10 protein-coding genes, 1 pseudogene and 2 CRISPR repeat arrays are annotated in these 11,563 nt (G+C 68.1%); of the genes and pseudogenes, 7 read left to right on the top strand and 4 right to left on the bottom strand.

What is annotated here, in order from left to right; all coding sequences use genetic code 11:
• Positions 1-509 precede the first annotated feature (509 nt).
• From IPK71_11950 to cmr4, 4 genes are all read left to right on the top strand, one after another.
• A complete protein-coding gene (locus IPK71_11950; protein ID MBK8214446.1) occupies positions 510-734 on the top strand; it encodes a hypothetical protein in 225 nt (74 codons plus the stop codon).
• A 206-nt stretch (positions 735-940) separates the two neighbouring features.
• On the top strand, positions 941-1,123 hold the full coding sequence (locus IPK71_11945; protein MBK8214445.1) for a hypothetical protein: 183 nt from the start codon (positions 941-943) through the stop codon (positions 1,121-1,123).
• Positions 1,124-2,070: 947 nt separating this feature from the next.
• The gene (locus IPK71_11940; protein ID MBK8214444.1) at positions 2,071-2,766 is read left to right on the top strand and encodes a hypothetical protein; all 696 of its coding nucleotides are present in this window, start codon (positions 2,071-2,073) and stop codon (positions 2,764-2,766) included.
• Positions 2,714-3,181, top strand: a complete 468-nt coding sequence (cmr4, locus tag IPK71_11935; protein ID MBK8214443.1) for a type III-B CRISPR module RAMP protein Cmr4 — start codon at positions 2,714-2,716, stop codon at positions 3,179-3,181. The genes IPK71_11940 and cmr4 overlap by 53 nt, the downstream gene beginning before the upstream one ends.
• A 366-nt stretch (positions 3,182-3,547) precedes the next feature.
• On the opposite strand, the gene IPK71_11930 is transcribed toward cmr4, so the two are convergent.
• The 4 genes and pseudogenes from IPK71_11930 to IPK71_11915 form a co-directional block, all read right to left on the bottom strand.
• Positions 3,548-3,988 (bottom strand): ATP-binding protein, encoded by a 441-nt coding sequence (locus IPK71_11930; GenBank protein MBK8214442.1) that lies wholly within the window; start codon positions 3,986-3,988, stop codon positions 3,548-3,550.
• Entirely contained in the window at positions 3,985-4,182 is a 198-nt protein-coding gene (locus tag IPK71_11925) for a hypothetical protein (GenBank protein MBK8214441.1), read from the bottom strand. The genes IPK71_11930 and IPK71_11925 overlap by 4 nt, the downstream gene beginning before the upstream one ends.
• A gap of 341 nt (positions 4,183-4,523) precedes the next feature.
• Positions 4,524-4,802, bottom strand: a pseudogene (locus IPK71_11920) (DDE-type integrase/transposase/recombinase).
• A gap of 628 nt (positions 4,803-5,430) precedes the next feature.
• Positions 5,431-5,964, bottom strand: a complete 534-nt coding sequence (locus IPK71_11915; GenBank protein MBK8214440.1) for a hypothetical protein — start codon at positions 5,962-5,964, stop codon at positions 5,431-5,433.
• A gap of 381 nt (positions 5,965-6,345) precedes the next feature.
• On the opposite strand from IPK71_11915, the gene IPK71_11910 reads away from it, so the two are divergent.
• Genes IPK71_11910 through cmr6 form a run of 3 tightly spaced genes read left to right on the top strand, consistent with a single transcriptional unit; the run spans position 6,346 to position 8,411 of the window.
• A complete protein-coding gene (locus IPK71_11910; protein ID MBK8214439.1) occupies positions 6,346-6,849 on the top strand; it encodes a hypothetical protein in 504 nt (167 codons plus the stop codon).
• A complete protein-coding gene (cmr5, locus tag IPK71_11905; GenBank protein ID MBK8214438.1) occupies positions 6,846-7,742 on the top strand; it encodes a type III-B CRISPR module-associated protein Cmr5 in 897 nt (298 codons plus the stop codon). The genes IPK71_11910 and cmr5 overlap by 4 nt, the downstream gene beginning before the upstream one ends.
• 3 nt (positions 7,743-7,745) lie before the next feature.
• Positions 7,746-8,411 (top strand): type III-B CRISPR module RAMP protein Cmr6, encoded by a 666-nt coding sequence (gene cmr6, locus IPK71_11900; protein ID MBK8214437.1) that lies wholly within the window; start codon positions 7,746-7,748, stop codon positions 8,409-8,411.
• Between the two features lie 742 nt (positions 8,412-9,153).
• A CRISPR array of direct repeats spans positions 9,154-9,996; the repeat unit is 36 nt; unit sequence ATCTCCTCCCCTTAACTGGGGAGGCCCCATTGAAGC.
• Between the two features lie 128 nt (positions 9,997-10,124).
• Positions 10,125-11,524: direct repeats of the CRISPR family, unit length 28 nt; unit sequence CCCTTAACTGGGGAGGCCCCATTGAAGC.
• Positions 11,525-11,563: the final 39 nt, after the last annotated feature.

The following is an 11,563-nucleotide window of genomic DNA, read 5'->3' as shown; positions in this document are numbered from 1 at the left end:
TCGCGGCGAGGCAGGCCTGCGCGCGGCCTGGATGAAGATCTGCGACGCGGTTTGGGGGCGCCTTCGTTGAGCGGACGAGGCGCAGAAGGGGCGGGGACGCGGGCGATCTGGGATCATCAGGTTGGGGGTTCTGGGAGTTCACCTGGGCGGCGGGTCCGCAGGGGGTCATGGACTCCTCGATCGTCGGAAGGAGTGGCGGACGCATCGGCTCCCTGACGAGCCCGGCGACAAGTGTACGGTGATGCCCGGAACTCCAGGAGCTCTCCGGGGCACCTGCGAGCACGCGGGCCGTCGGCCCGTGAGGCGCAGGACGACTTCTGGGCGGAGCTGCGAGCCGCGCGAGGGGCTCGGGCCCCCGATCTCCGCGACAACGAGCGGCTCTCTGCCATCGCGCTGGTGAAGCGGCTCTACCCAAGATCGCCGAGGCGACGCTGGGTGGCGATCTCGACACGTCGCACTGGCAGTCGACGGTGTACCTCGGCGCACTGCCGTGGGTGCGCGGGGTCGCGGTGAGCCGACCCGAGGCCGCCCGCAGCTTCGCCGGGCTGGTGCGCGCGAGCGCCGGCGATGTCCTCGCCGAGACGGTGCCGGCGCTCGCCGGGGATATGTGCGCTCACGCTGGGGATTTTGCCCGTCTCGACGCCAACTACTTTCACAGGGCGTTTCTCGCCGATCCACGTCTCTGTCCTTTGGGGCTGGTCGGAGAGATCGAGCAGGAGCCGGAAGCGCCGTGAGCTCGTGACGCGCCTCGCGGGCTGTGCAAGGCCGTGGGCTCGGCTCCCTCCACCCACTACGCGATCTTGCTCGCTGACGGCGACAAGCTCGGCCGGTTGGTTCGAGACCTCGGAGGCAAGGTGGTGGGTGAGGCGCTCACGCGTTTCACGGCGGTGGCACCTGGGTGTGCTGGCGTGCGATGGCGTGACCGTGTACGCCGGTGGTGATGACGTCCTCGCGATGCTGCCGGTGCCGCAGGCTCTCGAGGTGCGCCGAGGCGCTTGCGCAGGCCTACGCCGCGTCGTTCCCCGCGGGTGCGAGTGCGACGCTCTCGGCCGCCGTCGTCTTCGCACACGTCCGTCTGCCGCTCCGCGCCGCCCTCGACGAGGGCGCGGCGCCTCCTCGATGACGTGGCGAAGGGCGGAACGGCCGCGATTCGCTGGCCACTGGGGTGCTGAAGCGCGGCGGCCTCCATTGCGAGTGGACGACCACCTGGTGGCGAGATGGGGGCTCGGCCGTCGCTCACCTCGGTTCATTCGTGAGCGCGCTGAAGGGCGACGACCAAGCCGAGGTCGGCTTCTCTGCGTCTCTCCTCCATCGCATGCACGCGACGCTCGGACTCCTCGCTGGTTGGCCGCAGTGGCGCCCTGGGCTGTGGGCGCAGGCGTTGCCAGGCCTCGATATTCGGGCCTTCCTCGGCGCCGAGGTCAGGCGCTCATTCATGGCGCGCGGGGTCGATGTGGATGCCGCGCCAGATCGAGCCGAAGCGCTCGACGATGCTCGCCGAGCTCCTGCCACGGCGACAGCGGAAGCGTGGGTCGGAGGAGGCTGCGGGCGCGGGTCTCGAGGTTGGCTTGGATGTGCTCTTGCTCGCGCGCTTCCTGGCGACCGGCGGGGCGGAGGAGGACGCGTGATGATCAGCCTGGAGCTCACTCCCTTGGACACTCTTCTTCGGGGATGGTGTGCCTTTCTTCGCCGATGGCGCCCAGGAGGACGTCAGCGGCGTGTTCCCCTCATCCGCCGACCGTCGTCGGCGCGCTGCGCGCTGCACTCGCGCGGGCGCAGGGTGGAGTGGCGCCGGACGCTGGCCGGCAGCCTTGGATCAGGTGCTCGGTGACGGCGCCGATCTGTCGGGCCTCACGTTTACGGGGCCGCTTTTGCTCCGCGCGGGCGAGCCGCTCTATCCGGCGCCTCGCCATCTGGTAGGATCCTAAAGACGCGTCGGGAGGGTGCATTGGCTGCCGAAGGCGCTGCTGCGGCCGGGCTCGCCGATAGCCTGTGACCTCGGCCCCGCGGTGCGCTTCCCGAGGTGCCCGCGAGAGGGCCTGGAATCCGGCGTTCGGGCGCGACCGGGCGATGATCAATGGCTCACTCGGGCTGGCTTCGTCGCCGTCCTCGATGGTCAGGTGCCGGGCGCCAGCGAGGTGGTCGAGAGCTCAGGAGCTGTGGGTCGAGGAACGTCGGGTCGGGCTCGCGCTCGAGCCGAGCACCCGCGCCGCCAAGCCAGGCATGCTCTACAGCTCGCGCCACGTCCGGTTAGGTCGCGGGGTGTCGATAGGGGTCGAGGTCGCGGGGGTGCCCGACGAGTGGAGCTGGCCATTTGGTCAGATAATCCCGCTTGGCGGTGAAAGCCGCGTCGCTGAGCTCGCCCGCGGGTCTGGGCCCCTCGGCGTCGCGCCCTCTGCGCGCGCGCTCGCAGCGATCGAGGCAAGCGGTAGGGTCCTCATGGTCGCGCTCACGCCGGTCGATGTCGAGGCGCGTCTCGGCGCGAACCCGGGTTTTCCGGCCGACGCTGGCGATGTCGAGGTGGTGACCGCTGCCGGCGGTCGGCCGCAGCGGATCGGCGGCTGGAGCACGCTCTCGCGCCAGCCCCGACCGCTCGCCAGCGTGATGCCGGCAGGGAGCGTGCTGTTCTGTCAGGCGCGCGAACCGAGGCGGTTGGTCGAGCTCCTGCGGCGGGGCGGGTTCCTGCGCGTCGGCGCGCGGACGGCCTGGGGTTTTGGTCTTGTGGCCCTCGGGACATGGCCCGTGGGAGAGGAGAAGAAGTCGTGAAGAACACAGTGATCCTCGGTCTCCTGGCGGAGACATCGATCCACCCGGCTCCGGTCGGGCGACGGGCGTCGTCGACCTGCCGGTCGCGCGTGAGGCGGCGACCGATTATCCGGTGATCGTCGGCTCTAGCCTCAAGGGGGCTCTAAGGAGCCGGGCAGGCGACGAGAGCGCAGCCGCGAAGCAGCTCTGCGGCGAGCCGGAGAGGCCCGGGGAGCTCCTCGTCGCCGACGGGCGCCTCGTGCTCCTGCCGGTTCGTTCGCTCACGGGCGCGTTTCGGTGGGTGACCTGTCCGCATCTCATCGAGCGCTACCGGCGGGATCGCATACGCGCCGGGTGTGTCGGGTCGGTTTATGCGCGTGATCTTGGGTCACGTTGGAAGCGGGATTTAGGAGGGGTTTGGGGTTGCTTGGGGTGATCGAGGTGGAGGAGGATGAGAGCGGGAGTTGATGATCGAGGCGTCGATCTGGGGGAGGCGCGCTCGTCGGCGAGGAGGAGGGCGAGGCGGAGGAGGTGGCTGAGGAGCCGGGGGGAGGCCGCGGGCGGCGTGGAGGGAGCGCGGCGCGGGCGTCGTCGGTGAGCAGAGCGGGTGAGGCGCCGGCGTGGGTGAGGCCGTGATCGAGCATGTCTCCAAGGACAGATAGGTCGGTCTTGGCGACGAGTGGGAGGTGGACGAGGACGCGCTGGGCGAGCGCGGTGTGCTGCTGGAGGCGCAGGCGCCTGCTCAGGGGAGGGGTGGCCGACGAGCCAGAGGGTGAGGTAGTCGCGGCCGTCGAAGTCGAGGCTACAGAGGCCGTGGAGCTCGTGGAGGAGCTCGTCGCGGAGTCCTTGAGCTTCGTCGAGGACGACGACGGGGACGATCCCGCGCTCGTCGACGAGGGTGACAAGCGCGCGTTTGATGTCGGCGACGATCTGCGCGCGCGCTGGGTCGTAGGCCGAGCTCGGCGGCGAGCATACGGTAGAGATCGAGGGGCTTGACCGCGCAGTCGGAGAGGTAGAGGACGCGGTGCTCGTCGGGGTGGAGGGCGCGGCAGAGGTGGCGGATCGCGGCCGATTTGCCGACGCCAGGCTCGCCGGTGAGGACTCCGAGGCCAGGCTCGGTGGCGAGCCAGCAGAAGGCGCGCGCGAGCCCGCTGATAGTGCGGGTCGCGCTCGAAGAAGCTCTCGCCCGCGGCGCCGCGGGGAGCGGCGCGGTGTGCATGCCGAAGCGCTCGCGCCAGGTCATGGGATGTCCTCTGGGTCAGATGATGAATCGTTCTCGTCGCCGAAGGCGCGGAGCAGCGCCTGGTACTCGTCGTCGATGTAGTCGAGGGGGCCCTTGAGGACGCGGGGCGGGGCGGGCTCGGGGCCGGGCAGCTCGCGGCGTGGGCGGCGGTGGTTGGCGAGGCGGTTGAGCGGGAAGACCTCGGTGACGCGCACGCCGTCGACGTAGAGCAGGAGCGGGAGATCGGGGCGGAGCGGGGCGAAGCGCAGCTCGACCTTCTCGCCGACGTACTCGCCTGGGACCTCGTAGAAGCCGCCCTCCCAGCGGATCGTGCCGTCGGCGCGGACCGTGCGTCGCTCGCGGTGCAGGAAGATCTCGTCGATGTTGATGTCCTGAGGGACATGACGCAGGTGCTCGGCGCCCGCGAGGAAGCGATCGCGGGGCTCTGGCCGGTCGCGGCATGGACGCGCCTGTGGTACTCGCAGGTCATCCAGGCGGTGTGGAGGCGGTTGAGCTCGGCGAGCGGCAGCGGATAGGACGGCAGCTCGGCGCCGACTTCGGCGCGCCAGGTCTTGTGGAAGCGCTCGATCACCCCCTTGGCGGCGGCGTCGCCGGGGCCGGCGTGCAGGAGAAAGATCGCGAGCTCGGCGCAGATCTGCTTCAGCGAAGCGGCGACGTAGGCGGCCCCGAGGTCGACGTAGTAGGTGCGCGGCGCTCCGTGGGCGACGATCGCCCGGCGAAGCCCCTCCTCGTGGTGCGCAGCGTCTTCGCTCAAATAAAATTCGGGTGGGGCACGAAGCGCGACGCGACGTCGATCTGGCTGAGCAGGTAGCATTTTTATAAATCACGCCGTCCGGGCCGATCACCGGGGGGCCGTGCATGCTGTCACCCATGGTGAGGTCGCCGGGGTGCTCGGCGGTGAAGGCCCGCCGCTCGCGCGTGGGCAGCTGTGTGGGCCGCTTCGAGAGGCCGTGCGCGACCAGGAGACGCCGGACGGTGGACGGGGCGAGCGTGCCAGGCAGAACGTCGTTGGCGCGCTCGAGCGCCTTGATGAGCGTACGGATGCTCCGACGCGGCTGCTCGCGCCGGAGAGCGAGGAGCTTGCGGGCGACGAGCTCGGGGATCGCACGACACGTGCCCGCGTCCGCGCGGGTGTGAGGCTCGGAGAGCGCTCAGTCCACCTGCGCGATAGTCGTAGCGCCAGCCCTCGAGCGTGCGCCAGCGGAAGCGCCGCGGCTGACCATCGAGGTAGATGTACGAGCGAGCCGCGGCCTCCTCCAGGAGCTCGCGGATCTCGCCGTGATCGAGGCGCGCGCTGATCAGCGGGCCGAGGATGGAGAGGCGCCACTCGGCCACTTCTCGTCGCTTGTTGGGATCCATGGCGACCTTCTACCGCCTGGGTCCGGCCACTTCGGGTGGGATCGCTCGCAGGACGATCTGTCTGAAGGGATATGTCTTTTGGGTCACATGATACGCAGCCCGGGTAGTAGGAGGTTTAGGAGGTTCGCAAGGAGAGCGCAGGCGCCGAGCGCTGAGGCGAGCGGGCGAAAGGCCGCGAGAAGGGCGCCACGGGTCGCATCGAGGCCGATCGCCGCGAGCGCCGTCGCGATCCGCGGCACGCGCTCCGCGCTGAGCGTGTGCAAGGCGAGACGCGCCGGCTCCTTCGCCCTCGCCCGCCAGCGCCGCCGGGTCCTCGGCGCGATCCTGGCGGCCTTGGGCGGGCCTTCCGCGCCATCGACGACGACAGCCTCGACCGCGGGCCAGCAGCGCCAGAGGTGGCCCGCGAGGAAGGCGGGCACGATCTGGACGACGCCACCGCACCGAGGGCAGATGTAGCGCCGGATCTCGAGCGGCGCCTCACCGACCGGCCTGCGCGTGCGTGTGCCGTGCGCGTGCATCCGCCGACAGCAGCTCCGACACTGCTGCGGCCGATACGCGTCCGGATCGGCGAGCCGCCTGGTGTGCTCGTGACGATCGTGGACGTCGGTGGCGATCACGGTACCCCCTTCACGCTCGACGGGTAGCCTGCGTGCATGTACACTCGGCCTCGCGGTGGCTCGGGGGCGGGATGGTCCCGCCCGGTTGTTTTTGTTTCACACCAAACGTATCCGCCCGATCCCACCGCCTTGACCAGTTCCTCGACTCAATGCCGACGAGGTCCTGCAAGATCAGTGTGGAATAATTAGTACATTTCTACCGGTGATCGACCCGCAGCACGGTAACGCGGCTGAGCGCCGCTGAGCGCCGCTGAGCGCCGCTCCCGTGCGTTGATCCGCCCTCGATGCGGAGAGCCGCGCCACGATCCGCCCGTGCTCTCAGAGGGTTAGTCCCCGCTCAGAGCGTGAATCAAACAGTAGGGAGCCCCCGTGTGGAGAGCGATGCGACACACCGGGTACTCGGTCGACTTCGAGGTGCCGGTCCTCACCGCCGTCGAAGGTGGAGCGCGGCCGGTCCTCGCCCGCGCCCGGACGAAGGAGCGGCTCTTCCTCGAAGAGCGCGAGTTCGAGGTGCAGGAGGCGCCGGACGAGGGGCTCGTCGCCGCGCTCGCCGAGCTGATCCTCCACGAGGTGACCAGCAAGCGCCTGGCTGAGCGCCTGGTGGTCCTCCACGACGACGACTTCGCGTGGTTCGCCCGCTACGGGCTGCCGATCCAGGCGCGAAACGTCCTCAATGATGATACCAAGCAGAGCAAGAACCTCTGGTACGAGGAGACGCTGCCGCCAGAGACGATCCTCTACGCGCTCGTCGGGGCCCGCAGCGAGGCCGCCCGCAAGGAGCTCTGCGGCCTCTTCCCCGCGACTGCGCCCTACTTGCAGGTGGGGGGCAACGAGACCGTCGGGCAGGGGTGGTGCGCGGTACGAATCCTGGGAGGTGAGGGATGAGGACGCTCGAACAGCTCCGGGCCGCCGACGCGCTCGCCCGTGTCGACGAGCTCGCCCAACGCGGGGTTGAGTTCAAGAAGTGCTACCGCTCCTATGTCGAGCGTCTGGGGCCCGGAATCGTGATGAACGGGCTCGGCCAGGCGCTGGCGAGCGAGCAAGCGGCCGCTGGCGGAGGCGACGAGAGCGGGACGAAGCCGGAGCGGCGACGCGAGGAGGGCGACGCAGATTCCAAGGGCAGGACGAAGGCGGAGGCCCACCTTCAGCTCTACCATAACCTCAACCGCTGGCTCTGTCGGCCGAATGGTGGCGTTTACCCTGGCCAGAGAGACATACTCGCGGCGATCGTCGGGGGCGATGAGTCGCATTACCTCCGCGCCCAGGCTGAGGCGATCGCCTGGCTCGTGTGGCACAAGAAGCTCTGCCGGGCCACCTTCCCGCGCGGGGGAGCGGGAGTAGCGATGGTACGGCCGCTCTATCGCTCGGCCCAGGGTGCCAAGCGCGGCGATGCTGGCCACGCCGGGCTCTGGTACGACAAGTTCTTGGATACCTGGCCCCACGACCAGTCGTGGTCTCTCCAGAGTAAAGACAAGCAGAACCCCAAGCACGAGTGGCTCAAGACCCTCGGGGGCTCGGTCGGGGATGCGGGTCAGCTCGCCGAGGCTCGGCTGCGTCTTGCCTGGGTGGTCGAGGCTGCCGGCGGGGTGTGGGGCCTATTTCGCGCCGAGAGCCGCTTCGTCACCGGCCTGGGACGTTCGCATCCCGTCGAGAACGGCTTCGCCTTCCATCCCTCGCTCGGCGTCCCCTACCTGCCGGGGTCGTCGCTGAAGGGCTCGTGCGCGCGTGGGCGCGCGACTATGGGGTTGACAAGGGGGGAGAAGGAGGTCGACGAGTAGGCGATCACCCGCCTCTTCGGAGCTGCGGGTGACGAGGGCAGTGAGGGGTCGATCCTCTTCTTTGATGCAATCCCCGTCGCCCCGGTCATGTTGGAGGTGGACATTCTCACGCCTCACAGCGCCGCCTGGACCCCGGAGGATCCGCCTGGCGATTGGCGCTCTCCGAGGCCCGTGCCCTTTTTGGTCACGGCTCCCGGCGCGTACTTCTTCTTCGGCATCGCCCCGAGGCGCGGCGAAGGGGAGCTCGGCCGAGTCCAGGGCTGGCTCCGCGATGCCTTGCGCTTTGAGGGTGCAGGGGCCAAGACAGCCGTGGGCTACGGCCGCTTCGCCGAGGTCGCTGACGAGACGCGCAAGCTCGCGGAGGCGCTCGCCCGCGAGGCCCGCGAGAGGCGGCGCGCCGAAGCGCTGAGCACCCCCGAGGGGCGTCTGCGTCGCGAGGTCGAGGAGAGTAACGAGGCCGAGCTAGCCGAGTTCATCCGCCGCTACGTCGAGAAGGGCGAGCTCACTGCCCCGGCCGAGCGGGCCGCTTTCGTCGCCGCCGTGCGCGAGCTGCGGCCAGCCTGGCTCTCCGACTGGCGGAGCAAGAAGAAGGCCGACAAAGCCACGAACGTCGGTCCCGACAAGCTCAAGGCCCGGGCCAAGCTCATCGACAGTGAGCCAGGTGGCTGAGCCGCACCGCGATCCGGCGTCGCCTCCGCTCGCCAAGCGCGCTAGCTCGTCCTGCGCCGCCGCGGGTCTCATTTTGCCCGGGCCCTTTCGTCTCTGGTCATCGCGGAGCGCGCTAGCTCGTTCTGCGCCGCAGCGGACCATCCCCTCTCGATCGCGCATGCAGGCCCGCATCCGCGCCCTCCGTGGCACAATCCTCCGCTTCAGCGATGCATGATGCATGAGCGCTTCGAGTGGTGGGAACTGAGGCGCCTTGAGCGGTGCCTTCGCCCCCACACCGATGGCGCTCGGTGTGTGATACACAGGCGCTCCGCGGCGGAGGCGGGGTCTGAGCGACGATAACCTGTTCAAGCTGGCGCTCGGTGTGTGATACACGAGCGCTCCGCGGGCCAGGACCCGTAGCCTCCTGGGCTCGCAGAGGCGTGGACAGCCTCGGCGTCGCGCAGACGATCTCGGCAGAGGTCGACTTGAGCGTTGGACAGACTTGGCCTGCGCGCGGGTGCCTTGCCTTCACCCCCTTGCTAGGGGACCCACGCCTGTGGTACTGGAACCACGCACGCGGCCCGACGATGTCGAAAGTCCCGGGCTTGCGTGCAAAATGCCCTATAGCCCCTCGTAGGCCGGGCAAAACGCTGTTTCAAAATTCGACCTGACGAACAAGAGCCCCAGAATTTCAGCGCGAATTCGCCCCGCGTGCGTCCTCCCCAAAATTCCCCAACGATCCAGGCCATCTGGACCGGGGGGTATCTCCTCCCCTTAACTGGGGAGGCCCCATTGAAGCTCGTCGAGCAGGCCGAGCTTGCGCAGCTCGGCGTCGACGTATCTCCTCCCCTTAACTGGGGAGGCCCCATTGAAGCTGGCTCGGGGTACCCCAGCAGGTGCAGCGTCCGGCCGATCTCCTCCCCTTAACTGGGGAGGCCCCATTGAAGCGCACCTGCTCGAACGCCCGCAACGAGGCGGCCGGCTCTATCTCCTCCCCTTAACTGGGGAGGCCCCATTGAAGCAAAACCGCGGCCTGCGAGCGCGTTGATCGTGGCCTCGATCTCCTCCCCTTAACTGGGGAGGCCCCATTGAAGCTTCGATAGCTCCTGCGACATCGATGGCGGACGGGCGGAATCTCCTCCCCTTAACTGGGGAGGCCCCATTGAAGCGCACATCGACAGTCCCGCCCGAGCCACCGCCGCCGGACATCTCCTCCCCTTAACTGGGGAGGCCCCATTGAAGCAGGATTAGCTGGGCCTGATAGTTTCTTATTTTAAGTATCTCCTCCCCTTAACTGGGGAGGCCCCATTGAAGCGATCGCGGAGGAGGAGTGCCCCGTCGGGCGATCGGCATCTCCTCCCCTTAACTGGGGAGGCCCCATTGAAGCGTCTCGATCATCGAGCGCAGCACCGCCGTGACCTGGAATCTCCTCCCCTTAACTGGGGAGGCCCCATTAAGCTTCAACACCGCTAGGAGAACAATCAGAATGTGCAATCATCTCCTCCCCTTAACTGGGAGGCCCCATTGAAGCGGATTTCCTCATACTCCTGGCTACCGACCTCGCCGATATCTCCCCTCCCCTTAACTGGGGAGGCCCCATTGAAGCTTGTACCGCCCCCGCGGCACTCCTTCATCGTCCTCCTACCCGCGGGGGGGGGCGGGGGCGGCGGCGGCGGGGGCGGGGGGGGGGGCGGGCGGGGGGCCCGGCCGCCGCGGGCCGCGGGGGCCCTCTCCTCCCCAACTGGGGAGGCCCCATTGAAGCCGTTCCGACCGCCTCGCGAGCCGCGTCGCCGTCGCCGTATCTCCTCCCTTTAACTGGGGAGGCCCCATTGAAGCATGTGGCCTTTGGCGAGAACGTAGTGCGCTACCAGTTATCTCCTCCCCTTAACTGGGGAGGCCCCATTGAGCCATCCGCCCGCGCCCTACCTCGATCCTCGACTCCGCCATCTCCTCCCCTAACTGGGGAGGCCCCATTGAAGCGAGGCGCGATGGTCCCGCGAGCCGAGCAGGCGTCGCATCTCCTCCCCTTAACTGGGGAGGCCCCATTGAAGCCCCGCGGGCCCGCAGATCGTTAGTCGGTCCAGTCCGATCTCCTCCCCTTAACTGGGGAGGCCCCATTGAAGCTCTCCAGTGTGGCACTTCTCACAGTGAACCCAGGGGAATCTCCTCCCCTTAACTGGGGAGGCCCCATTGAAGCCTGGGTTGAGGCGAAACATGTCAGCGCAGAGGCGTCAATCTCCTCCTTAACTGGGGAGGCCCCCATTGAAGCGCAAAGTGCTCAGCAACTTCGGGCCCGAGCTTGAGCATATCTCCCCTTAACTGGGGAGGCCCCATTGAAAGCGAGCGCCCTACGTGTGGAACTTCTTACCCTTCTGCATCTCCTCCCCTTAACTGGGGAGGCCCCATTGAAGCCTCGCAACCGCCTGCGCGACCCTCTACAGCCAGCCCATCTCCTCCCCTTAACTGGGGAGGCCCCATTGAAGCGCCTGGGGCCCCCGCCAATCTCAACTGACGATTGGGATCTCCTCCCCTTAACTGGGGAGGCCCCATTGAAGCCGATCTCGATCAGTGACTGAGCGAGCGGGGAGAGGATCTCCTCCCCTTAACTGGGGAGGCCCCATTGAAGCACGCGCTCTACGCTCACCACAGCCCCCCCTCTTTTGCCGATCTCTCCCCCTTAACTGGGGAGGCCCCATTGAAGCTAGGTGCGGCTCGTTTTCGCCCCGTGAGACCATCTCCTCCCCTTAACTGGGGAGGCCCCATTGAAGCGTGCACCGACGGCGTCGGCGAAGTCCCAGAAGGACGGCGATCTCCTCCCCTTAACTGGGAGGCCCCATTGAAGCTTCTCGTGCGCCGTGCCGCTCGTGCTCTTCGAGGATCGGGATCTCCTCCCCTTAACTGGGGAGGCCCCATTGAAGCCTCGCACCACGCGCGGCGCTACACCGCCCATCAGGTATCTCCTCCCTTAACTGGGGAGGCCCCATTGAAGCTCCGAGGCGCATGGGGTGGTTCTGGGCAGCCCATCGATCTCCTCCCCTTAACTGGGGAGGCCCCATTGAAGCCTCGCGGTTCGCGTGGTGATGGTGGTGAGCGGTCCGTATCTCCTCCCCTTAACTGGGAGGCCCCATTGAAGCACGAAACGCTTGGCCTGTGAGCGGGAACGGAAGGCATCT

Source organism: Myxococcales bacterium (assembly GCA_016712525.1).
In the GTDB taxonomy this organism is placed as follows: Bacteria; Myxococcota_A; Polyangia; order Polyangiales; family Polyangiaceae; genus JAAFHV01.
Note: the sequence above shows the minus strand (reverse complement) of the source record. Positions and strands in the feature narration are given on the sequence as shown.

What these genes read in the sequence shown, in the direction of transcription:
- IPK71_11945 (MBK8214445.1), top strand. Translation starts at nt 941, where the DNA reads ATGACGTCCTCGCGATGCTGCCGGTGCCGCAGGCTCTCGAGGTGCGCC.
- IPK71_11940 (MBK8214444.1), top strand. Translation starts at nt 2,071, where the DNA reads ATGATCAATGGCTCACTCGGGCTGGCTTCGTCGCCGTCCTCGATGGTC.
- IPK71_11930 (MBK8214442.1), bottom strand. Translation starts at nt 3,988, where the DNA reads ATGACCTGGCGCGAGCGCTTCGGCATGCACACCGCGCCGCTCCCCGCG.
- IPK71_11910 (MBK8214439.1), top strand. Translation starts at nt 6,346, where the DNA reads ATGCGACACACCGGGTACTCGGTCGACTTCGAGGTGCCGGTCCTCACC.
- cmr5 (MBK8214438.1), top strand. Translation starts at nt 6,846, where the DNA reads ATGAGGACGCTCGAACAGCTCCGGGCCGCCGACGCGCTCGCCCGTGTC.